We start from the raw sequence: 23,011 nt of genomic DNA, 5'->3' as shown, positions 1-23,011 counted from the left end.
GAACGGTTTCGTTGAACCAATGACAATTATGTCCTTTATCACCTTCAGTGCTCTGGAACCTTATACAACTTTTTAATAGCCTGTTAAACAATTTTTCCTACTTTCTTAATATACGATGACAGTTATTTGTCATCCCGAGCGAAGCCGAGGGATCTCCATCTATATGCCAACAATTTCTGCGTATCTGTTTAGTATCCCCTTCCAGCCGCCATAACGTTGGCCGGGTCAAAGGCGTGGCAGGGAGTCACTCCGTATGTCATTCCGCATGCCGGACAGTTCATCTCAAACGTTTCATACATAAATTCCTCTCCACATGTGCATTTATAATCAAATGGCATTGGAACATACTGCATGTTAAACCCCATCATTCTGATTTTATTCACCACTTCTTTACCGTTTTCAAAGCTTCCGCTGCAGCCTTCGTGCATAACAACCTCCAGATTTAATTTATATTTTTTCCCTAAATTTAATTTTCAAGTTTCGCACTTGCACCTTCTGCAAGTCTTTGCGAGGAGCGAATGCGACGAAGCAATCTCGATGCTTTTCAGATTTTGAGATTGCCACAACCCTGTTTTCACAGGGTTTCGCAATGACCGAATTAAGTGCGAAACTTGAATTAATTTTTAAACCTAAATGCTTAAACCTTACGATAACGTTTCTCCGTTTCTCAGCTTATTCCTGTATTCCAAAAGCTTGTCATCAATCTCCTGCAATTTCGGCAGCAAACCTCTTTCTTCTTCATCCACCTCTATAACCTTATTTATACCTCCGTTTTTAATGACCAGTCTTTTATCCCCCAGAAGTGCCAGGATAGGATCATGGGTGGCCATCAAAACGATTTTCTCTTTTTTCACAAGCAGATTTAATGCTTTGCGCCTGTCAATACCTGCATTTTCAATTTCATCGATAAGCACTATCGGTGATTTGCTTAAAACCGCCGTATCGGCAATCATAAGTGCTCTTGACTGGCCTCCGCTTAACGATGTAATCTGAGTCTCTCTGTCAAACCTTTCTCCGGCCAGTTCATTGGCCAGTTTAAAAACCTCGTCAACCTTCTCATCCGGTCTTTCCACAAGCCTGCTTTCTGCATGCATTTTCACGAATTCCTCTACCGTCAAATCCATCACAAAATTCATATTCTGACTTAATTGAGCCACCAGCTTATGTTCAATGGAAAACCGCCACTTTTTATCGGGCTCCTCTCCGTTAATGTGTACAAGCCTCTCCGTGGGTGTATCCCTTTGTGCAACCCATTCAATATCCGCCAAAAGCCTGCTTTTACCGGATCCGGTCGGGCCTACTATACAAACAACTTCACCCTTTCTGATATGCAGATTTAAATTTTCATCTCTGCCGTTTTTATCTTTCCCCCCGTATATCGTTATACTCTCCACATCGGCAGTAGAATCGTCTTCCTCCATCGTTTCCACGAGATCCGCAAGAGAATTGACAAGAGAATCTCTGTCTATAGCCTTCTCTTCCAGGAAATCTTCTGACAGACTTTCCAGATACTTTGAAAAGGATTTCTCAAGGTCTTCATCAAAAATTTCCAGACCGAAAGAATCGAAAAAATCCTTTGCAAAAGGATATATATTGAGCAATTCCTCTATTTTCATATTTTCCAGTTTTGAAACTGCAGCTGTTTGCATTCTCTCCCCCTTACGAGTCCATTTTTCTGACATTGCCCATCTGGTACTCATCCCCTATCCTTGTTTCACCAAGACAGTAAGAACACAGCGCCGAAGGCATCGAGAATCTCAGTTTTTTGCCTTTGAGTGTTTCATGCTCTGCAGAGTCATACAGGAAACTTGACAGCTCAAAAGCTCCCTGTCCGGTAACCCCGTTAACATTTAAAATAACGGCTTTGGGATTTACATGTTTTACCCTTGAGGCAAAAACTTCCCGCTCAGCCTGTGATACTATATCTCCTTTCGTAATAACAACCACATCGGCAGATTTTAGCATGGGGCCGATTTTTTTCGGGGTATTTACCCCGCTCAAATTATCTATAACGCAAACCGCCGTCACCTCTTTTATATGAGGGGAGCATCTGTTACACAGACCGGCACTTTCACTGATCAAAATATCAAGACCTAACTCTTTACCCCATTTAAAACAGGCTTCCACATTACTGACAAAGTAGTGATCAGGGCACAATGATCCCGAAAGCCCTTTTCTCACCGGGATATCCTTTTTTTCATAAAGCTTGTCATCATCGGTGGAAAGACAGTCGAACTTAACAACCCCGACATTCATTTCACGCTGTTTGAATGCATCAATAACCTTTAAAATCACTGAAGTTTTCCCGGATGAAGGGGGGCCCGAAATTGTCAGAAATTTCATACAGTCACCTCCGAAGCACTCTCCTCAAAAATAGTGTTTACTTCTTTAATAAGTGCATCGATATCGTTGTTATAAATATAGTCCCATCCAAGCCATTTGAATGGAGCATTTTCGGGCAAATTATTGTCAACCTTATTATTCAGAGAGGGAAACAACCCTCTGTGTGAAAGAATCTCCCCGACTTCCGGACTGCCGAGATAATCAGCAATGGGTTTTAATTCTTTTTCTTTATCCCTTTTGGTCAGCATAAAAATCGGTGAAATGATAGCACCGTCGGAAGGCCAGACAACCTTCATTGTTTGGGAGTCTCTCACCATTTTGGTGAAAAAATACGGCATTATCGTAATAACTGGCTTTTCTTCAATTTTTTTACCTGCATTTTTTACCATCTGTGATGGGTGCATAGATTTCATAAGGCTTTTGCCGAGCTTCTCAACACCCTCTTTACCGTAATCTTTATAAATATTGAGCAGAATACCGTTGAAAAGGTCAAAATCTCCGACGGGCAGGGCAACTTTCTGTCTGTACTTTTCGTCAAAAATATCTTCCCACGACTGAGGAACAGGCAAGTCTCCAAGTTCCTGAAGATTAACCATAAAGACCGCCGGAACAACGGAAATAACAGAATAATGTCCCTGCTTGTCTACAATATCCAATCCTTTAAAATCCTCATTTAACTCAAAATCCGTCAGATCCTTGAACACATCATTATTTTTGAACTTTTCCACAGAATCCTTGCCGAAAAAGGCCTCAAAACCAGCCGAGATAAAAACATCCGGCAATTTATCAGCACTATCCACTGTCAGAATATTTTTCAGAAAATCAGCACCCAATGAAGCAGCCTCTAATTTATAATCCACTTTCAAATTGAATTTTTTCTGATAATTTTCCAGAAAATCATCAAATTTCTCCATTAAAGGAACCCTCACAGGACAAGGGAGAAGACCCGTTATATTTATATCGGCATTTTCTTTTCTGGTATCTTTCAGCGTCACATCTACATTGGTTTCGGCTTCTTCTATTTTATCTTCAAGCATCTTTATATATGTTTCCAAATCATACTTCTTGGATTTTAGAGCAGATTCAAGTTTCAGAATTTTGCCGGCTGAATTTAGTTTTTTTTCATCTTCAAACTGGGCAAATCCGTTATTAACAAAAACATCCAGGGTTTGGGGATATTGATTCACAATTTCAAATATTGTCATTTTTCCATTTATTTTATTCATTTAAACCTCCGTTATCTTCTTTATTGTAGGAAGTATAGGGAAAAATTCGACAATTAAATTGATATGAATCAAAAACAGGACAAAAACTTTAAATAAAGGAGATAAATTGCAAAAAAAGCTGTAAGACATAAAACACGAGGTTATAGAAAGTGGTTAGGGGTAGTAGGGGTATTAAAGGCAATTCAGGTGGTTGATTTACCAATATATTATTAAACAAATACACCACTCAACTACTTAACAAATTACAACTTTTCTATCTCACTATTTCACTACTTCTCTTTTTTCAACAACGGGAAACCAAGCTTTTCCCTGCTTTCCACATAACCTTCGGCACAAAGTTTGGCCAGATGCCTCACCCTTCCTATATACCCCGTTCTTTCGGTTACGGAAATTGCATTTCTGGCATCCAGCAGGTTAAATGTATGGCTGCATTTCAAGCAGTAATCATAAGCTGGCAGAACAATACCCTTTTCCACAAGCTGTCTGCATTCTTTTTCATACATCTCGAAAAGCTCAAAAAGCATATCCGTATCGGCTTCTTCAAAATTATATTTCGAAAATTCCACTTCATTTCTATGGAAAACATCACCGTAAGTGAGGTTCTCGTTCCATGCCAAATCAAAAACAGAGTCCACCTTCTGAAGATACATGGCAATTCTTTCTATTCCGTAAGTTATTTCTCCGGAAACAGGTTTTAAATCAAGTCCTCCGGCCTGCTGAAAGTAAGTAAACTGCGTAATCTCCATGCCGTCAAGCCAGACTTCCCAGCCTAATCCCCATGCACCGAGAGTGGGTGATTCCCAGTCATCCTCCACAAACCTTATATCATGCTCCAGCGGGTCTATGCCGAGATAAACGAGACTCTCCAAATACAAATCCTGTATATCCTCCGGCGAAGGTTTGAGAAGAACCTGAAACTGATAATAGTGCTGCAGCCTGTTCGGATTGTCACCATATCTGCCGTCTGTGGGGCGTCTGCTGGGCTCAACATAAGCTGAATTCCATGGTTCGGGCCCGAGACATCTGAGAAAAGTGGCTGGATTAAATGTCCCCGCACCAACTTCTATATCGTAAGGCTGATAAATAATACAGCCTTTTTTAGCCCAAAATTCCTGCAACTTGAGAATAACATCCTGGAAATACATATACTCTCCTTGTTAACTTAAAACATCCGGTTTTACTGTTTTTTCCTTTTGGCTTCCGCTTTCAAAGGCAGCGAATGAAGCTTTATAAATCCCGTTGCATCCGTCTGGTTATAAGCTCCCAAATCGTCATCCATTGAAACTACAAGCTCATCATACAGCGAATCGGAAGATTCTCTTGAAACCGGCACGATATTTCCTTTATAAAGTTCAAGTTTTACTTTTCCGTTGACATATTCCTGGGATTTTTCCGCCATGGCTTTGAGACAATCCAGTTCATCTGTATACCAATATCCTGCGTAAACCAATTGAGCAAAACGGGGCATTAAAGTATCTTTCAGATTTATTACTCCACCGCTCAAAGTCAGCCCTTCAAGATCTCTGTGTGCTTCCATAAGAATCGCAGCTCCCGGTGTTTCATAAACTCCTCTGGATTTCATCCCCACATACCTGCTTTCGACTATATCAATCCTGCCGATACCGTTTCTTCCGCCTATTTTGTTCAGTTCACTGAGCATATCAACCGGCTTTAAAGCTTTGCCGTTAAGCTTAACAGCCTCTCCCTTTTCAAACTCTATCTCAATAACTTCCTTTTCATCCGGTGCATCTTCAGGACTTGTACTAAGCTCAAACATATCCTTCGGCGGTTTTTTAGCCGGATCTTCCAGAATACCGGCCTCAAAACTTATATGCATAAGATTTTCATCGGAGCTCCACGGCTGATCGGAAGTTGCCTTTACAGGGATATTATGTTCGGCTGCAAAATCCATTGCCTCTTTCCTTCCCTTGATTTTATTAAAAAACTCCGGCTCACGCCACGGAACAATAGCTTTCAACTCAGGAGCAAGGGCAGCTGCCGACAGCTCAAACCTTACCTGATCGTTCCCTTTACCTGTTGCCCCATGGGAAATATATTTTGCACCGGTTTTACGGGCTACTTCAACCATCCCCTTTGTAATAACAGGTCTTGCAAGTGATGTACCCAAAAGATATCTGCCTTCATAAACTGCATTGAACTTTACCGACGTGTATACAAATTCCTTTACAAACTCTTCTTTCAGATCTACAACATGAAAATCAACAGCGCCGGAAGCAAATGCTTTCTCTTTTATTTCTTCGTAATCATCCCTCTGTCCTAAATCTGCAACATATGCCACAACATCATAACCTTTAAGATCAAGCCATTTCAGGATTACAGAAGTATCAAGACCTCCGGAATATGCAAGTACCACTTTATCTCTGCTCATCAAAAAACCTCCGGGTCAAATTTACCATTCAAAAAACCTATACTCCATTAACCGCTAATATTCAACATCAAAGTTCAAATGCGTGATGCGTAATGGGTCATGGGTTCAAGGTTCAAAGTTATTTATCGCTTAGCAGTCCACTTTTCCACTTCTCAACTTCTCTGTTCCTCTACATCTCCATCTCACCATCTCACTCTCTCACCAGTAAATTACCCCAGCCCGGCTATTCGAGGATGTCTACAAGGTTGAGCCAGAAATAAACAGCATCGCCAGCCGACTTATCCGAAAGGGAAAAACCCCTGTTATGCAACGGGGCATTATTCTGATTGGTTCTGGTACCCAGTTTGAAAAATATTCCGGGAGTTATCTGTTGATAACATGCAAAATCCTCACCCGTGAGGGAGAGTCTGTCATCATCCATAATTTCCAGTTTTTCCAGAACACGGTTAAGCCTGCCTCCGATCTCTTTTGACAAAGACTTATCATTGTGTACCGGTGAAATACCTTCATGGATATCAACATATGTAAAAACGTTGTGAAAAAGAGAAATGGATTCAGCAAGCACTCTTAAATTATCGTTGATAACAGCTGCTGCTTCATCGTCAAAAAAACGAAAAGTTCCTGAAAGAGTAGCCTTTTCCGGCAGAACATTTGCTATATCCCCTGCCTGCATTTTTCCAACTGACACAAGCGCATTCAGAGTGGGATCAATTTTTCTGGAAACGATATTCTGCAGCCTGCAGACAAAATCCGAGGCTGCCACTACAACGTCACTGCCTTTATGAGGATAAGCTGCATGAGTGGAATCTCCTTTTATTGTCACATCAAAGAAGTTGGCTCCGGCCATCATATTCCCTGTTTTTAAACCTACGACTCCTTTATTCAGCTCAGGATCCACATGTATGCCGTAAACTTCATTTACCCCTTCCATAGCACCGTTCTTTATCATAAAGTTTGCCCCTGAAATATTTTCTTCAGCCGGCTGAAAAATGATTCTCAAATTAACTTTCGGCTTTATTCCTCTGTCAAAGAGAATCTTTACAAGGGAAAGCAGTGCAGCTGTATGCAGATGGTGACCGCATATATGCTTATACTTTTCCCCGCTGGAATCCAAAGGCAGAGCATCTATATCCGCTCTTAACGCAACGGTTTTACTGCTTCCAAAATCCATGTGAAAGAAACACCCCGGCTCAGTCACCTTTATATCATTTACACCGCTTTTGGTAAGGTAATTTACAATATACTCAGTCGTCTTGTATTCTTTAAACGAAGGCTCAGGCATTTTTTCCAAATCGTGCAGTACTTTCATTATTTCTGTTTCATATTCTACCAAAAAATTATAGTCCATAATTTTCCTCAATTTTTTAATAATAAAATCTGTCACCAAAAATGCACGTTTGCCATAAGAGCTTTGCACAATTATTTTGCTGTCACCCTGTAGCATCAGCCCTGGGCTGAAAATTTACCGCAGGTAATCACTTGGTTCAGGGTCTCGTAAATTGTTGATAGTAATAGATCCCGAAACAAGTTCGGGATGACTTTTTTTAGTTATTCAAAGGTCTTTCTAATAACTGTATTACAAAACGACTTTTAGCACCACAAATAAAATTTATCAAGTTGAAACACTATGAATCGTGAGAGAGTGAGATAGTGAGATAGTGAAATGGTGAGGTAGTGAAGTAGAGGTCTAAGTAACTTTGAACGTTGAACCCTGAACATTGAACTTTGAGTTCGTGGCTCTTATGTTGTAAATTCCGGATTTGTATGATAATTTTATATTGAGACATCACAGGAGGAATCTTTTGTCTAAACAGGAACTTTACAGTCAAATTCCCCAGATGCACGAAATCATGGAACAGCTCAGCAGCCATAACTATAACAGAAGTGTCGTTAAATACTGTGCTGACAAAGTCCTTTCAAATCTCCGGGAAAAAATTTCAGAGGGAAAAATCGATATTATCCACAAGGACAAGGTGATAAATAATATAATGTCATCCTGTGAAAACTTTATGCAGGGCTCTATAAAAAATGTGATAAATGCCACAGGCATTGTAATACATACAAATCTCGGTCGCTCTCCTCTATCCGGCGATTTATTTAAAAAAAGCATGGAGACTGTATGCGGATACTCCAATCTTGAGTATGATATTGATGCAGGAAGCAGGGGGGACAGATATCACCACCTCTCTGAATATTTAAAATATCTTACCGGGGCAGAAGATGCTCTTATACTGAACAATAATGCAGCTGCTGTTTTCCTCATACTGAATACATTTGCCGAAAACCGTGAATGCATCGTCTCCAGGGGAGAGCTTGTAGAAATAGGCGGCAGCTTCAGAATACCCGAAGTGATGAGAAAGAGCGGAGCAAAACTGCAGGAAGTAGGCACTACAAACAAAACAAAAATTACCGATTACGAAAATGCGGTCAGTCCCGAAACATCGGTTATTATGAAAGTACACAAAAGTAATTATGTAATAAAAGGATTTACAGAAGAACCCCCGTGTGAACAAATCTGTCAACTGGCTGATAAAAATGATCTGATAAGTTATTATGATTTGGGAAGCGGTTTGATATCCGATTTCGGTCTCAAATTCTGCGATGAGCCTCCGGTGAAAGATGTTATCGATAAAGGTTTCGATTTGGTAAGTTTCAGCGGTGATAAGCTCTTAGGCGGCGTTCAGGCAGGTATCATCGCAGGCAAAAAACATCTGATTGACAAATTAAAAGGAAATCAGCTGATGCGTATGCTGCGGGTGGATAAAATTACACTTTCACTCCTTCAAAATACTTTAAAGGAATATATAAATGAGGATTACGAAAAAATCAGAACACTAAAAATGTTTAATGAAAGTCTGGATTCTTTAAAATCAAGGGGCGATGATCTGGCACGGATTATTAACAATCTGAACCCTGATTTGAGACTGGAAGTAGTCCAGGTCACTTCATTCACCGGCGGTGGCAGCTGTCCGATGCAGGAAATAAACTCCTATGCCGTACAGCTGAATACAGGCAGCATAAGCGAAGCTGAAATTGAAAAACATCTGAGGGAATTCTCCCCGCCCGTTATCTGCCGAACGGCCGATAAGAAGATCATATTAGATCTGCGTACAATTTCTAAAGAGGAATATGAGGATATAGCCGGAGGAATAGATTGGGCCGTCAAAATGTCATTGTAGGAACAGCGGGACATATAGACCACGGCAAATCAGCCCTGGTTGAACGGTTAACGGGAGTTCATCCGGACAGGTTCAAAGAAGAACAGGAAAGAGGCATTACGCTGGATCTCGGATTTGCAGCTCTTGAAATTGATAAAACAACAATCTCTTTTGTGGACGTTCCCGGTCATGAAAAACTCATCAGAAACATGATAGCAGGCGCCACCGGCATAGATATTATTTTATTTGCCGTGGATGCAACTGAAGGTATAAAACCTCAAACCATTGAACATGCTGATATCCTTTCTGTCTTAAATATTGAAACACTGATAGTCGTGCTGACAAAAGCCGATAAAGTGAGTGAAGCCCTGCTAAACAGACGGTTGTCTGAAGCAAGGGAGTTTTTTAACCGATTTACCTACCCTTATAAAAGGTTTCTAACAGTAAGTATATACGATCAGCACTCCATCGATAATCTGAAAAAAACACTGTATGAGTGCTCCGGGTTGATAAGCAGCAAATATACATCCCATGATTTTCTTATGAGAATAGACAGAAGCTTTTCTGTAAAAGGCGCCGGTACTGTTGTAACGGGCAGCTGCATAACCGGTCGGATAAAAACGGGTGATGATATAGAAATACTCCCTGCCGGGATTCAAACAAAAGTGAAAAACATACAGGTACATTCAAAAAATTCCCTTTCAGCTTCTGCAGGAGACAGAGCGGCATTAAACGTTACAGGAGTGGATAAGGGCAACGTTCACCGGGGAGATATAGCGGCGGCTCCGAAAGTGTTTTCACCTGCGGCATCTTTTTATGCGAGGCTAAAGACATTCAGCAGTATATCAAAAAGAGATGTTATAAAACATAATAAATCATACAGATTTCTTATAGGCACCTATGCGGGAGAAGCCAAAATTATACTGCTGGGAAAAAAATCATTAAATGCCGGCGAAAGTGCACTATGTAAAATTGTCCCTGATAAACCTTATACTCCTCTATTCGGTGAAGCATTCTTTCTACGGAGTCTAAGCCCTCAGATTACCGTTGCAGGCGGAAGGGTTTTGTCCATAACCAATTTCGGTCTGGCTAAAAATAACCTGGTCACTTTCCTCAGCTGTATGGAAAACGGGAAAACTGAAGAAGCTTTCAAAGTACTGGAAACCAACATTGAAGGGACATTCGATATCCCGACTCTGATACAGTTTACGGATAAAAAAAGCGACGAGATAAAACATCTTATAAAAAAATATTTTATTTCAGCCGGCAGAACAGTGACACCCGGAAAATACTTTTCAAAAATAACAGATATGGCAAAAGAGGAGATATATTCCGGCAAAACAGTATCGCTGAGCGGCTATCACAAATATTTTAAAAACAGTGAAAATATCTGGAAGATATTCAGGGAAAATCTCATACGCCTGGCTGAAAAAAACGGTTATACATACGAAAACGAAAAAATTTTTAAAAAGAGAAAGTCGGAACACGAAAAACTTGCTGATGAAATCTATGAAAAAATGTCTCAGGACGTATCCCTCAGCAATGCCGCAAATTTATCAAGCTTCTTAAATATTCCCGAAAAAGCGGCGGCAAATGCACTCACCATACTGGCTAACAAAGGAAAAGTCAAAAAGCTGGATGAAAAAAATTTCATCAGAACGGATATTTTTGATGATTTTATTCAGCTTGCTGTAAAAACCGCAAAGAAAGAGCAGTACATCGATCTGAAGAAAGCAAAAACAATCATTGAGGCACCGCGGAAAATCCTTATCCCTTTAATCGAACAGCTTGACAAAACGGGTTTATTTACTAATAAAGATAACAAACGGTATTTAAAGGGGGATGAAACTGCAGAATTTTGATTTGATAGAGCAGTACCTCGCTTTAAAAAGTATCAAAGGTATCTCAGATAATTCAATAAATTCTCTTGTCAGGAAAACGGGCAGCCTTGATGGTGTTTTCAATATGGACTCAGAAACATTAAGCAATGCCGGTTTCAGCAGCAGTCAAATCGGCTCAATTAAGAACTACTCTGTAGAGAAAACATTTCTCAAAAATGAACTGGAAAAAATCAGAAAATATAAAATAAGAATGATTCTCCGGGAAGATGATCTTTATCCGGCTTTGTTAAAGGAAATAAATTCTCCTCCTGCTTATCTGTATACATACGGAGATATCAGTGTACTGGAGAATCCGTCCATTGCAGTTGTAGGGGCAAGGAAATGCAGTAAAAGCGCTAAAGAATTCGCATTTGAACTATCAGTTGAACTTGCGGAAATCGGATTTAATGTCGTAAGCGGTTTTGCTGCCGGTATAGATATCAATGCCCATCTCGGTGCAATTAGCAAAGGGCACACAACAGCCGTTTTTGGCAACGGTCTGTTAAAGGTTTATCCCGGCTACAACAAAAAGTATATGAAAGATATTCTGAAAAACGGCTGCATAATCTCCGAGTTTCCTCTTGAAGAGGAGCCTCTGGCAATCAATTTCCCAAAAAGAAACAGAATCATAAGCGGTTTGTCACTGGGAGTAATTGTAGTGGAAGCTTCGGAAAAAAGCGGCTCACTTATTACTGCACGCTATGCTGTTGAAAATAACAGAGAGGTATTTGCCGTACCGGCATGGCCGAAAAATCACAACAGCGCCACAAACAAACTCCTGAAAAACGGAGCAAAATTAACGGAAAATTATATGGATGTTGTGGAGGAGTTTACAAGATTCCTAAATTTTCCAAAAATGGTTGACAATAAAGATGATGACTATAATATTAATTTTGACTCGGGCGAAGAAAAGGAAATTTATAATATTTTAAAAACTGAACCGCTTTCAATAGACGAAATCTGCATGCATTCCGGTAAAAATGCTCCCACGGTAATCACTACTTTATCAGGGATGGAATTAAAAGGTATGGTTCAGTACGATATGGACGGCAAATACTCAGTCAGGAGGATTTAAATGGATAAAATTGTTATAGCCTTAAATCTTATAATAGATTACATAGATACAGACGAAATAGTGAGTGAAAAGGATATTACCGACTATCTTCAGAATACAGGTTTTGATGATTATGAAATAAGACAGACTCTTTCCATATTGAATTTCGGTGTTTACGACTCCCCGAAAGCTATGCGTATTTTCACTGTACCTGAGAAAAACAAAATTACGGAAAAAGCTCTCCAGTATCTTCAGAAACTCAATATGGCGGGAATTCTGGATTTTATTACACTTGATGAAATCATCGACAAATCACTGGAATCCTCAGATCAGAAAATCGACGTGGAGCAGATAAAACAGATAGCTCTTTACACTCTGCTTGAAAAAAAATCCTACATATTTAAGAACGACTACGAAAGAGACGAAGAAGATTATTATATACAGTAACAGGAAATCCAGCCTGATTCACATTATTTTAGAGGACGGGGTGCAGCTTCTATGTCAAATGTAAAATCAAATCAATCCCCACAAAAAAAGGGAAAAAATCTTGTTATTGTTGAATCTCCCGCCAAAGCTAGAACAATTGAGCGGTATCTTGGCAGGGATTTCACGGTAATGGCAAGTGTCGGACATGTAAGGGATCTGCCCAAAAATGAGTTGGGAGTTGAGATCGAAGATAACTTCACACCAAAATACAAAACAATAAAAGGCAAGAAAAAAATAATAGATGCACTGAAATCTGCAGCCAAAGAGGCGGATAAAATCTATCTTGCAACTGACCCGGACAGAGAAGGTGAAGCTATAGCCTGGCATATTGCTACCGCATTGAAAACAAAAGCGGATAATACATACCGTGTCCAGTTTAACGAAATTACAAAACAGGGAGTAAACGAAGGCATAAAAGAGCCCGGCAGAATTAATATGAACAGGGTGAATGCCCAGCAGTCCAGAAGAATTCTTGACAGGCTTGTCGGCTACAAGGTCAGCCCTCTTCTATGGAAACCTTTAAAATACGGTCTGTCTGCGGGAAGAGTCCAGTCCGTTGCCTTGAGACTGATATGCGAGCGTGAAGAGGAGATTGAAAAGTTTGTACCAAAGGAATACTGGACATTGGACGGATATTTTGAAAAATCCGCAGGCGCACCGGAGTCAAAAGGGGAAGCTGTAAAAGCACGGCTGGAAAAGAAAAACGGAAAGAAAATCGAAATACCTGATGAAAAAAAAGTAAGGGAAATTCTCAGTGACTTAGAAAACAAAGAAGCGAAAGTGACTGATGTCGCAAAAAAGGAACTCAGACAGTCCCCCGCTGCTCCTTTCATAACATCCACATTACAACAGGATGCCAACAGAAAACTGGGATTTACAGCTAAGAAAACCATGATGCTTGCCCAGCAGCTTTATGAAGGTATTTCTCTGGGCAATGAAGGGCCTGTGGGCCTGATCACTTATATGAGAACAGATTCCACAAGGGTATCTTCGGAATCTGTAAAGCAGGCTAAAACTTTTATCACAAAACACTTCGGTGAAAAATTTCTCGGCAAGGGGCGCTCTGCAAAATCACAAAAAAAGAAAGCGGGTACACAGGACGCTCATGAGGCAATCCGCCCGACGAATGTTGACAAATCACCTGATAATATTAAGAATTTTCTCACCAATGATCAGTACAAGCTTTATAAGCTTATATGGGATCGTTTTGTGGCAAGCCAGATGGCGCCGGCGCTATTTGATCAGAGCACCATTACCATTACCGTTGGCGATTACGAATTTATCACAAAAGGGAAAATACTTAAATTCCCAGGTTTTATGAAGCTGTATGTTGAATCCAAAGAAAACGGTGAGAATAACGAAGATTCTATTATATATGATGTTACAAAGGATGAAAAACTGGAAGTAAAAAACTATGAGGAAAAACAGCACTTCACGTCCCCTCCTCCGAGATATTCCGAAGCACGGCTTGTAAAAACTTTAGAACAAAAAGGTATAGGCCGCCCCAGTACATATGCATCGATAATTTCCACGATTATCGAAAGAAACTATGTTCTCCTTGAGGAAAAGAAATTCAGACCCACTGAATTGGGAAGAATTGTCAACAAGCTGTTGATTTCAAATTTCACAAATCTTTTCAATGCGGAATTTACGGCGGAAATGGAAAAAGAACTGGATCAGGTGGAATCCGGAAGCAAGGAATGGGTGGAACTGCTGAATGAATTTTATAAAGATTTCAGAAAAGAACTCGATAAGGCCGAAGATAAATTTGATGCAGATCTCACAATCGACGAAAAGTGTCCGAAATGCGACAAAAAGTTAATTATAAAATACGGTAAAAACGGCTCATTTATTGCCTGTTCCGGCTATCCTGACTGCAGATTTTCATGTAATTTTGAAAGGGATGAAAACGGTAAAATCAAACTGACCGATGAAAAAAACGGCAAATCCACAGGATTGAAGTGTGAAAAATGCGGAAGCGAACTTGTCATCAAGCAAAGCAGATACGGCGAAATACTGGCATGTTCGGCTTATCCTGATTGCAAAAATATAAAAAGTTTCCTTCGTTTAAATGATGGGACTCTGAAAGTAATAGAGCCCGGCGAGAAATTAGAGGACAAATGTCCCAAATGTGAATCCGAACTGGTTGTAAAAAGCGGCAAAAACGGTATATTTGCAGCCTGTAGTTCATACCCTGATTGCAACTATACTGCAAATATCAAAGTGGATGAAGATGGTAATTTAAAACCTCAGATACTTAAAATCGATACGGTTAAATGCGAAAAGTGTGATGCGGAAATGGTTTTAAAACGAAGCAGAAGAGGTTCTTTTTTCGCATGCCCCAACTACCCCGACTGCAAGAACACCAAAGCTGCCGTTACAAATGAAGACGGACTGGTTACTGTAAAACAGAAAAAAGCCAAGTCAAACACCGAATAATGAGAAACAATGTCAAGACAATAACCATTATCGGCGGCGGCCTGGCCGGCACGGAAGCCGCGTATCAGCTGGCTGAACACGGGTTTAATGTAAAGCTTTATGAAATGCGCCCCGATAAAATGACTCCCGCCCACTCCACTGGTTTCCTGGGAGAGCTTGTTTGCTCAAACTCTCTCAAATCAGAATCACTTTCCACCGGCAGCGGCCTTTTGAAAGCAGAGCTTGATAAACTGGGCAGTATTATTATTAAAACTGCTCAAGAAACAAGAGTTCCCGCCGGAAATTCTCTTGCCGTTGACAGACAGGCACTTGCCAGACAACTCACAGAAATTATAAAGCAGCATGAAAACATTGAGATAATAAATGAAGAAATAAAAGATATTCCTGCAGACAGGCCTTTAATAATCGCCACAGGCCCGCTGACTTCCGACTCATTTGCCCAGACTCTAATGAAAAAACTGGTATCAGAGGAATTATTTTTTTACGATGCAATTGCCCCTGTTATAAGTGCCGATTCAATCGATTATAACCACTGCTTCTTTAAAAGCCGTTATGACAAGGGTGAGGCAGACTATTTAAACTGCCCCTTAGACAAAGAAACTTTTGAACTTTTTTATAACGAGCTTTTGGATGCGGAGAAAGTGCCGTTAAAAGATTTTGAGGAAGCTTCCGTATTTGAAGCCTGTATGCCTCTTGAAGAAATGGCTGAAAGGGGCGAAAAAACACTCACTTTCGGCCCGTTAAAGCCTGTAGGTCTCGACCACCCGGATACCGGCGATAAATACTATGCTGTTCTTCAGCTTAGAAAGGAAAATAAAGAAGGTACAGCATATAATCTTGTAGGATGTCAGACAAAGATGAAAATTCCCGAGCAGAAACGTGTTTTCAGAATAATACCTGCTTTAAGAAATGCTGAATTTCTCAGATACGGCTCCATCCACAGGAATACATATATTAACTCACCCCTTTATCTTGCAAATAATTACAGGATGAGAGAACGATACATCTATTTCGCAGGACAGATAACAGGTGTGGAAGGTTACATTGAATCGATAGCAAGCGGCTTAACCGCTGCATACGATCTGATATTCAGGCTGCTTTTGGACAAACAGCTAAACTTTCCTGAAACCACTGCACTTTCAGCCCTGCAGCGTTATGTTCAGGAGTATAAAAACAAATACGCCCCTTCGAACTTTCATTTCGGTCTGCTTCCCCGGCTTGAAGAAAAAATCAAAAAGAAGAAATTAAAAAAAGAGAAGCTGAGCGAGAGGTCACTGAAGGATCTTCAAAGATACTGGGTGGATAACTATGAGAATCGGCAGAGCAGTAGATAAGTTTTTATACTTTCTCCAAAATGAGAAAAACTGCAGTAAACATACCATTAAATCCTATTCAAAAGATCTGAACGATTTTATAGATTATCTGCAGGATGAAAATATCCGAATAAATGAAATCGACTTTTTTCTGCTCAGAGGTTTCATCGCCGGTTGTTATGAAAGGAAACTGGCAAAAGCCACTGTGGAGAGAAAAATATCAACAATAAAATCATTTTACAAGTTCCTCACTATGAGAAAAATCATTGAAGATAACACAGCCAAACCGCTAAAATTCCCAAAAAAGGAGCAGAAATCCTTTAACATTTTTAATATCGACGACCTTTTCAATCTTCTGGAGGCACCTGATAAAGAATCCGCCGCCGGTTTAAGGGATGCTCTGATTCTGGAGCTTTTATATGCAACCGGGGTAAGAATCTCCGAACTTGTGGGCATAGAGATATCCGATATCGATTTCAGCGGTAAAAGACTGAGAGTGATGGGAAAAGGAAAAAAAGAACGCATAATACCGTTGGCCGATATTCATCTAAAAATGATAAAGGATTACAGCAAAAACAAAGATAAAATTCCTAAAAACAGAACAGTAAAAACCCCGCGCCTTTTTATAAACAAATTTGGAATGGCTTTAACTGACAGAAGTGTAAGAAGAATTGTGGATAAATATCTGAAAATATCAGGACTACCATCAAATTTCAGTCCGCATGATTTCAGGCACTCTTTTGCAACCCATATGCTTGAAGGCGGAGCAGATTTAAGAACAATTCAGGAACTGCTCGGTCACAGCAGCCTCTCAACAACCCAAAAATATACCCATCTGAATCTCTCTGAGCTGTTAAAGATTTACGACAAAACACATCCGAAATCAAAATAAAGGTACCGTGATGCGTCATGGATGACTGGTTCAAGGTTAGTGAAAGTGAAATAGTTATTTATTGTTATTAATGATTATTCCTTGTGTAAGGCCTGCCCTGCTTGACCTGTTAAATATAAAAAAATTTGTACAGGGTGAAATAATCAAAATTGGTGAAAGTACTAAAAACTCAGCACTCAGAACTTAACACTTAACACTTAACACTTAACACTTAGCACTTAGCACTTAATACCAACATCCTATTCAAATACAATATAATGATCAGACAGATCCGCAGCTTCACCGATTATACAGCTGTCTTTATAACCGCTTCTTTTTAATTCATTAACCAGCTCATCCGCGTACTTCCTATTTACCCCGATAAGCAGACCACCCGAAGTCTGAGGATCAAACATAAGCATTTCTTTATTTCTATGATTTTCACTGAAAGAATAATGGTGGGCAACAAACTGTCTGTTATGATAGGCACCTGCAGGGATTATTCCCATTTCGGCGTAATTCAGAGCACCCTCAATTACAGGGATTTTTTCAGTAAAGAAATTTATGCTGCAACCCGAAAATTTAGACATTTCCAAAGCATGTCCGGCCAGACCGTAACCCGTTATATCGGTGCATGCAGACACCGGATAATTTTTGATAATCTCAGATGCTTTTTGGTTTGATAAAAGCATAAGCTCGGTTACATCTGATATTTCATCTTCCTCAGCCATTTCCCCTTTAATTGCTGTTGTTATAATACCGATTCCCAAAGGCTTCGTGTATACCAGCGCATCCCCGGGTTTAAGAGTGTTATTTTTCAATATCTTCCCGTCATCAATCATACCTGTAACAGAAAGGCCGAATTTCACCTCGTTGTCTTCAAGAGTATGCCCGCCGACAAGTACACAGCCGATTTTCCCAAGCTCATCGCAGGCTCCCTGCATAATCTCATGCATTATGCTGCCGGCAATATCACAGTTGTACATTAACAGCGTCATAGCCGTCAGAGGTTTCCCCCCCATTGCATAAAGATCACTCAACGAGTTAACCGCCGCTATTCTGCCGAAGTTATAGGGCTCATCAACCACAGGTGTAATAACATCAATACTTTGCACCAGGTATTTGTTTTCAGCAATTTTATACACACCGGCATCATCGCTGGTTTCAAATCCAACCAGCAGGTTATCGTCTTTATAAACCTTCAAGCCTTCGAGTGTCTTCTGCAGGTCCTCCGGACCTATTTTAGCCGCTCAGCCTGCAGCTTTTGCCAGATGTGTCAATTTAATCATCTTACAACCTTATCACCTTATCCGCATCGAACAGCTTCTTCATTACCGTATAAGCATCGGTAACTTCTCCGACCTGCAAATCATCCTCCAGGTTAAAATATTCCAGGCATGTACCGCAGCTTAAAATGTTTACCCCCTTTAGCTGTTGCAACGCTTTTATTGTTTCGTCATTTGTGGTGGTTAAAAAAACACCGCTGTTAACGAAAATAATTGTTTTAGGCAGATAATCCATATTTTCTATATTTTTAATAAAATTATCCATCAGTTTCTTGCCAAGATCGCAGTCGCCGCTTCCGATAGACTCGCTGCCTACATATAAAACAACTTTTGTACTATCAGTCTTTCCGGACTGATTTGCTGCAGGAATGGAACATGTAAATCCTTTTGCAATTTCAATCGTAAATTCACCGTTTTTTTCACTTACATCAGCCGAAAATCCCTGGCTCTGTGCAAATTTTAAAACATTATCCCTGGATATCTCAGAATCCAGCAGTATTGTAACAATCCCTTCTTCAAGAGAATCCAGAGCTTTCTTAGTCATTATCACCGGTTTTGGACATTCTTTGCCTCTGGCATCAACATTCATGATAACCCCTGGTATTTCTTAATACAGTTTTATGATTAACGCCAAAAAGAAACCGCCCGCTTGACGCAGACGGTTTTAATAATTTTTCAAATTTACTTATTAAGATCTTTACAGCCTTTGTATATAAACTCAAAGAGTTCTTCAATTTCATCAACCTCAAGGCACGAAAAAGCAATTCTCAGATCAGTTTTGTTGACTGATATTGTTCCCACGCCGTATTTATCCAACAAATGGATACGAAGTTTTTCAGCGTCTACATTTTTTAATTCCAGACACATAAAATATCCGGAATTAAAAGGATAATATACAAATTCATCGTCATATTTACCGCTGTCCAGAACCTCCTTTACTTTCAATGCTCTTTTCTGCATTACATCATACTTTTTCTGCTTGTCCTTATAAAAATCAGGATGGGATAATGCCCGTAAAACAAATGTCTGCGAAGGATGAGGACAATTGGAGATTGTCGCACGTATTATGCCCCCGACCTTCTTTTCAAGAGCTGTAAAAGTCTTCGGCATATCTTCCCCGGAAGTGCTGCCGAAAGTTATAAAACCTACTCTGAACCCCCAGACATACTCTTCTTTTGTGGCACCATCCAGTTTGATAGGCAGGAGATTTTGGCTTCTTCCCGCAAGATATCCGAAAAGAGACTCTTTTAAGGTATCTTCATAAAAAAGACCGAAATATGCATCATCAGTCACTGCAACTATTTTAACACCGCTTTCCGCAATCTTAACCAATCCGTCAGCAATCTGCTCACCTTCCTTTACTGTAGGCATATAGCCTGCCGGATTATTGGGAAAATTCAGGAGCACAACAGCTTTACCGTTAATCTTACCGCATTCTTCCACCTTTTTAAGCATGGCATCAACATTAAAGGATCCTTCAGGAGTAAATGTGCTATAAGTGCTTATTTCCGCCCCTCTGCGAACGGTATAGGTCAACCTGTAATTTCCCCAGAATTTGTCAGGCAGCACAACTGAATCCCCTTTATCAACAAACAGATCAGCAACAATGCTTAGTCCGTGGGTGAGTGCATTGGTAACAACGGGGTTACTTGTGTATACGCCCTCCATTCTGGGGTTTTCCTTAAACATCTTCTTTTTCCACTCTTTCCTGAGCTCCGGCTTGCCTGTTGCAGGGGCATAGGGAAAAATATCTGCAGGTTTAAAATCCTTTAAAGGTTCATACATACAGTCCAGATACATAGGGCCGTTATTTTCCGTAGCAATCCCGATTGTAGCATTATATTTTGTAGCCTTTTCTTTCGCTTCAGCCGATTGGGTCAAAATGCCCTTTGGAAAGAAAATATTTTTTCCCAAATCTGAAAACATTTCAACTATAGTGGGGTTTTCTTCTGCGATCATTTCATTAAGTTCTTGAGCTAACGGGTTCATATAAAACCTCCTGATTTTTTAACTGCACATATATATAAATTATATTTTAACACATGTAAACTGCCTGTTTCAATTAAAGAAGGGAATTTAATGAATGTTATCTCACGGAAAATAAGAAATAAAAGGTTTAGTGCCCTGAACAGCTAAATTATACAAATCTGCAAAAGGGCTGTTCTTTCCTCTCATGGGTAAACACAATCTGCCATAACTGAAGATGTCTTGCCCTGAAGCCGCCTGCAGATGAAAGAAGATAATACTCCCACATGCGCTTGAATGTTTCGTCATAGTCGTTTTCAAGCTTTCGCCACGAATTAAGAAAATTATTATGCCAATGCATAAGGGTTCTGTCATAATGAGGGCCGAAATTGTGCACATCTTCAATAACGAAGCGATTTTCAGCAGCCCTTGCAATCTGTGCTATACTGGGCAGGCTGCCGTTGGGAAAAATATATTTATTCACCCACGGATCACAGTTCACCGATGACGTGTTGGATCCAATTGTGTGCAGTAAAAATATACCATCAGGCTTCATGCATCTTTTTACAGTATCCATAAACTCTTTGTGATTTTTTGGCCCTACATGTTCAAACATGCCTATAGATACAACTTTGTCAAATTTTCCTTTAATCTCTCTGTAATCGGAATTTACTATTTCCACGGGCAAATCCCTGCAAAGCTCTCTTCCATACTCAATCTGCCTTTCGGAAATATTTACACCGACAACTTTGCATCCATAGTTCTCAGCAGCGTATTTGGCAAATCCGCCCCATCCGCACCCGATATCCAGAAGAGTATCTTTTTCATTTAATTGCAGCTTCTTACAGGTAAGATCCATTTTGTTTTTTTGCGCAGTCTCCAGATCTTCCTTGTTGTAAAAATATCCGCAGCTATACTGCATATAAGGATCCAGGAAAGATTCAAAAAGTTTGTTCCCAAGATCATAATGTCTTTCAGCAATTATGCGTGCTCTTGAAGAGGACTGTCTGTTAAAAACCAATGAGGGCAAAATATATAGAAAATCTCTGAAATTTTCCTTTATTTCTGTATGCAGGTTATGGGTTAATATTTTGTTAATAAATTCATCCGGAGCTTCACAATCCCACCATTTAAGCATGTAACCTTCGCCAAGAGCGAGATTCTTGCGAAGCAAGACATCCTTGAAAAGCTGCTCGTTATGAACAGTAATGTCCCAAGGTTTGTCTCCATTGATAGTAATATCAGCTTTTTCAAGAATTGAGGACACAAATTCTTCAGCGTTTTTCATATTCCACCTGCAACTTCCTTATTTTATCAATGTTATAAAATTATTGTCAACAGAAGTTTGTTTTCCGCTAAACACATGCTCTTAAAACACTTTGTAAAAATAACAGTATTTGCCCTGCCAAAGAACACATATTTTCTCTTGCTTTTTTAAGTCAAATCATTTATCGTATTTTTACGATAAATAAGTGAAGGTAATAGTATGATAAAAAAAGATAAATTCAGCGGAGATGAAATACAACTGGCCGCCATTGCCAAAGCTCTTGGTCATCCGGCGAGAATTCAGATCATTAAATTTCTTGCGGAATCCGGAGAATGTATGTGCGGCCGGATTGTCGATGTGTTACCTTTGTCCCAGGCTACAGTATCTCAGCATCTTCGCACACTAAAAAACGCCGGTCTGATAAAAGGAAATATTGAAGGCCAAAGGGTATGTTACTGCATTGACGAAAAAGCGTTTAAACTGTTTGAGAATGAAATAAACGCTTTCCTGAAGAATATAACTCTTAACAATACATGTAAAAATGGAGGTATTAAATGTCAGACAAGCTAAAAGAACTTATTAAAAACAAATACGGCGAAATAACCCGCCAGTCGGATTCCTGCTGTTCTTCCGGCGGATGCGGCTGTGAACCAATGGTATCCGGAGAAGACTATGCAACCCAACCCGGATACACGGAAGATGCCGATTTTGGTTTAGGATGCGGTATCCCCACACGTTTCATAAATATACAACAAGGCGATTTAATTGTAGACCTCGGTTCAGGTGCAGGAAACGATCTTTTTATTGCCCGCAGATTTACTGGAGAAAAGGGGTATTGTATAGGAATAGACATGACGGAAGAGATGCTGAAAAAAGCCGAAGAAAACAAAAAGAAATTAGGCTACAAAAACGTTGAATTCCGTTTGGGTGATATAGAAAATATCCCTGTGGATAAAAATACAGCCGATATTGTCATGAGCAATTGTGTCATCAACCTTGTTCCGGACAAAAACAAGGCGTTCCAGGAAATCTACCGTATTTTAAAGCCGGGCGGGAAATTCTGTATTTCCGATATCGTCATCGAAGGGGAAATGCCCGTTGAAATAAGAAGTTCTGTTGAAATGTATGTGGGATGTGTTGCCGGTGCAATAAGTAAAAATGAATATCTGGATATAATAAAAAGTGCAGGATTCAGTGATGGGGAAATAGTTGAGTTAAAAAAGCTTAATTCAAAAATCCCGGAAATTGAACGCCTGGAATTAAACAAGGATGAAAATTTTGGAGTATTCAGCGCAACTTTTTTAGGCGAAAAATAATACATTAAAATTTTTAAT

The 23,011-nt window shown here is 39.9% G+C and carries 20 protein-coding genes; 9 read left to right on the top strand and 11 right to left on the bottom strand.

Annotated features, from left to right (window positions below):
* Positions 1 to 188 precede the first annotated feature (188 nt).
* From UMU13_RS09285 to UMU13_RS09255, 7 genes are all read right to left on the bottom strand, one after another.
* The gene (locus tag UMU13_RS09285; RefSeq protein ID WP_328218620.1) at positions 189 to 428 is read right to left on the bottom strand and encodes a hypothetical protein; all 240 of its coding nucleotides are present in this window, start codon (positions 426 to 428) and stop codon (positions 189 to 191) included.
* 216 nt (positions 429 to 644) lie between these two features.
* Complete coding sequence (locus tag UMU13_RS09280; RefSeq protein ID WP_328218619.1) at positions 645 to 1,649, bottom strand: ABC transporter ATP-binding protein; 1,005 nt, start codon at positions 1,647 to 1,649, stop codon at positions 645 to 647.
* Between the two features lie 10 nt (positions 1,650 to 1,659).
* Entirely contained in the window at positions 1,660 to 2,343 is a 684-nt protein-coding gene (locus UMU13_RS09275; protein ID WP_328218618.1) for a GTP-binding protein, read from the bottom strand.
* Positions 2,340 to 3,569 (bottom strand): ABC transporter substrate-binding protein, encoded by a 1,230-nt coding sequence (locus tag UMU13_RS09270; RefSeq protein ID WP_328218616.1) that lies wholly within the window; start codon positions 3,567 to 3,569, stop codon positions 2,340 to 2,342. The genes UMU13_RS09275 and UMU13_RS09270 overlap by 4 nt, the downstream gene beginning before the upstream one ends.
* 269 nt (positions 3,570 to 3,838) lie before the next feature.
* Positions 3,839 to 4,714: a glycine--tRNA ligase subunit alpha gene (glyQ, locus tag UMU13_RS09265; protein ID WP_328218615.1), complete on the bottom strand. Its 876-nt coding sequence runs from the start codon at positions 4,712 to 4,714 to the stop codon at positions 3,839 to 3,841.
* Positions 4,715 to 4,746: 32 nt separating this feature from the next.
* Positions 4,747 to 5,958: an argininosuccinate synthase gene (locus UMU13_RS09260; protein ID WP_013887111.1), complete on the bottom strand. Its 1,212-nt coding sequence runs from the start codon at positions 5,956 to 5,958 to the stop codon at positions 4,747 to 4,749.
* Positions 5,959 to 6,181: 223 nt separating this feature from the next.
* Complete coding sequence (locus UMU13_RS09255) at positions 6,182 to 7,306, bottom strand: M20 metallopeptidase family protein (protein WP_328218614.1); 1,125 nt, start codon at positions 7,304 to 7,306, stop codon at positions 6,182 to 6,184.
* Between the two features lie 454 nt (positions 7,307 to 7,760).
* On the opposite strand from UMU13_RS09255, the gene selA reads away from it, so the two are divergent.
* From selA to xerA, 7 genes are read left to right on the top strand one after another with little or no spacing between them, the layout of a single operon-like run.
* Positions 7,761 to 9,137 (top strand): L-seryl-tRNA(Sec) selenium transferase, encoded by a 1,377-nt coding sequence (gene selA, locus UMU13_RS09250; RefSeq protein WP_328218613.1) that lies wholly within the window; start codon positions 7,761 to 7,763, stop codon positions 9,135 to 9,137.
* A complete protein-coding gene (selB, locus tag UMU13_RS09245; protein WP_328218612.1) occupies positions 9,113 to 10,978 on the top strand; it encodes a selenocysteine-specific translation elongation factor in 1,866 nt (621 codons plus the stop codon). The genes selA and selB overlap by 25 nt, the downstream gene beginning before the upstream one ends.
* A complete protein-coding gene (dprA, locus tag UMU13_RS09240) occupies positions 10,959 to 12,071 on the top strand; it encodes a DNA-processing protein DprA (RefSeq protein WP_328218611.1) in 1,113 nt (370 codons plus the stop codon). The genes selB and dprA overlap by 20 nt, the downstream gene beginning before the upstream one ends.
* Entirely contained in the window at positions 12,072 to 12,497 is a 426-nt protein-coding gene (locus UMU13_RS09235; RefSeq protein ID WP_013887115.1) for a DUF494 family protein, read from the top strand. It abuts the gene before it with no gap.
* Between the two features lie 51 nt (positions 12,498 to 12,548).
* Positions 12,549 to 14,975 (top strand): type I DNA topoisomerase, encoded by a 2,427-nt coding sequence (gene topA / locus UMU13_RS09230; RefSeq protein WP_328218610.1) that lies wholly within the window; start codon positions 12,549 to 12,551, stop codon positions 14,973 to 14,975.
* Positions 14,975 to 16,309: a methylenetetrahydrofolate--tRNA-(uracil(54)-C(5))-methyltransferase (FADH(2)-oxidizing) TrmFO gene (gene trmFO, locus UMU13_RS09225; RefSeq protein WP_328218609.1), complete on the top strand. Its 1,335-nt coding sequence runs from the start codon at positions 14,975 to 14,977 to the stop codon at positions 16,307 to 16,309. The genes topA and trmFO overlap by 1 nt, the downstream gene beginning before the upstream one ends.
* On the top strand, positions 16,284 to 17,180 hold the full coding sequence (xerA, locus tag UMU13_RS09220) for a site-specific tyrosine recombinase/integron integrase (RefSeq protein WP_328218608.1): 897 nt from the start codon (positions 16,284 to 16,286) through the stop codon (positions 17,178 to 17,180). The genes trmFO and xerA overlap by 26 nt, the downstream gene beginning before the upstream one ends.
* A gap of 239 nt (positions 17,181 to 17,419) precedes the next feature.
* On the opposite strand, the gene selD is transcribed toward xerA, so the two are convergent.
* From selD to cfa, 4 genes are all read right to left on the bottom strand, one after another.
* A complete protein-coding gene (selD, locus tag UMU13_RS09215) occupies positions 17,420 to 18,448 on the bottom strand; it encodes a selenide, water dikinase SelD (protein ID WP_328218606.1) in 1,029 nt (342 codons plus the stop codon).
* Between the two features lies 1 nt (position 18,449).
* On the bottom strand, positions 18,450 to 19,034 hold the full coding sequence (yedF, locus tag UMU13_RS09210) for a sulfurtransferase-like selenium metabolism protein YedF (protein WP_328218604.1): 585 nt from the start codon (positions 19,032 to 19,034) through the stop codon (positions 18,450 to 18,452).
* A 92-nt stretch (positions 19,035 to 19,126) separates the two neighbouring features.
* Positions 19,127 to 20,434 carry an aminotransferase class I/II-fold pyridoxal phosphate-dependent enzyme gene (locus UMU13_RS09205; RefSeq protein WP_328218603.1) on the bottom strand — a complete coding sequence of 436 codons (1,308 nt, stop codon included), beginning with the start codon at positions 20,432 to 20,434 and terminating at the stop codon, positions 19,127 to 19,129.
* A 148-nt stretch (positions 20,435 to 20,582) separates the two neighbouring features.
* On the bottom strand, positions 20,583 to 21,698 hold the full coding sequence (cfa, locus tag UMU13_RS09200) for a cyclopropane fatty acyl phospholipid synthase (RefSeq protein WP_328218602.1): 1,116 nt from the start codon (positions 21,696 to 21,698) through the stop codon (positions 20,583 to 20,585).
* A gap of 198 nt (positions 21,699 to 21,896) precedes the next feature.
* Here cfa and UMU13_RS09195 point away from each other — a divergent pair, with 198 nt between their 5' ends.
* Positions 21,897 to 22,247 carry an ArsR/SmtB family transcription factor gene (locus tag UMU13_RS09195; RefSeq protein WP_328218601.1) on the top strand — a complete coding sequence of 117 codons (351 nt, stop codon included), beginning with the start codon at positions 21,897 to 21,899 and terminating at the stop codon, positions 22,245 to 22,247.
* Complete coding sequence (gene arsM, locus UMU13_RS09190) at positions 22,232 to 22,993, top strand: arsenite methyltransferase (RefSeq protein ID WP_328218600.1); 762 nt, start codon at positions 22,232 to 22,234, stop codon at positions 22,991 to 22,993. Before UMU13_RS09195 ends, arsM begins: the two co-directional genes overlap by 16 nt.
* Positions 22,994 to 23,011: the final 18 nt, after the last annotated feature.

The sequence above is a fragment of the Flexistipes sp. genome, from assembly GCF_036172515.1.
In the GTDB taxonomy this organism is placed as follows: domain Bacteria; phylum Chrysiogenota; class Deferribacteres; order Deferribacterales; family Flexistipitaceae; genus Flexistipes.
Note: the sequence above shows the minus strand (reverse complement) of the source record. Positions and strands in the feature narration are given on the sequence as shown.

Coding starts and splice junctions, on each gene's coding strand:
- UMU13_RS09285 (WP_328218620.1), bottom strand. CDS start 428: ATGCACGAAGGCTGCAGCGGAAGCTTTGAAAACGGTAAAGAAGTGGTG.
- UMU13_RS09280 (WP_328218619.1), bottom strand. CDS start 1,649: ATGCAAACAGCTGCAGTTTCAAAACTGGAAAATATGAAAATAGAGGAA.
- UMU13_RS09275 (WP_328218618.1), bottom strand. CDS start 2,343: ATGAAATTTCTGACAATTTCGGGCCCCCCTTCATCCGGGAAAACTTCA.
- UMU13_RS09270 (WP_328218616.1), bottom strand. CDS start 3,569: ATGAATAAAATAAATGGAAAAATGACAATATTTGAAATTGTGAATCAA.
- glyQ (WP_328218615.1), bottom strand. CDS start 4,714: ATGTATTTCCAGGATGTTATTCTCAAGTTGCAGGAATTTTGGGCTAAA.
- UMU13_RS09260 (WP_013887111.1), bottom strand. CDS start 5,958: ATGAGCAGAGATAAAGTGGTACTTGCATATTCCGGAGGTCTTGATACT.
- UMU13_RS09255 (WP_328218614.1), bottom strand. CDS start 7,306: ATGGACTATAATTTTTTGGTAGAATATGAAACAGAAATAATGAAAGTA.
- dprA (WP_328218611.1), top strand. CDS start 10,959: ATGAAACTGCAGAATTTTGATTTGATAGAGCAGTACCTCGCTTTAAAA.
- UMU13_RS09235 (WP_013887115.1), top strand. CDS start 12,072: ATGGATAAAATTGTTATAGCCTTAAATCTTATAATAGATTACATAGAT.
- topA (WP_328218610.1), top strand. CDS start 12,549: ATGTCAAATGTAAAATCAAATCAATCCCCACAAAAAAAGGGAAAAAAT.
- trmFO (WP_328218609.1), top strand. CDS start 14,975: ATGAGAAACAATGTCAAGACAATAACCATTATCGGCGGCGGCCTGGCC.
- xerA (WP_328218608.1), top strand. CDS start 16,284: ATGAGAATCGGCAGAGCAGTAGATAAGTTTTTATACTTTCTCCAAAAT.
- yedF (WP_328218604.1), bottom strand. CDS start 19,034: ATGAATGTTGATGCCAGAGGCAAAGAATGTCCAAAACCGGTGATAATG.
- UMU13_RS09205 (WP_328218603.1), bottom strand. CDS start 20,434: ATGAACCCGTTAGCTCAAGAACTTAATGAAATGATCGCAGAAGAAAAC.
- cfa (WP_328218602.1), bottom strand. CDS start 21,698: ATGAAAAACGCTGAAGAATTTGTGTCCTCAATTCTTGAAAAAGCTGAT.
- UMU13_RS09195 (WP_328218601.1), top strand. CDS start 21,897: ATGATAAAAAAAGATAAATTCAGCGGAGATGAAATACAACTGGCCGCC.
- arsM (WP_328218600.1), top strand. CDS start 22,232: ATGTCAGACAAGCTAAAAGAACTTATTAAAAACAAATACGGCGAAATA.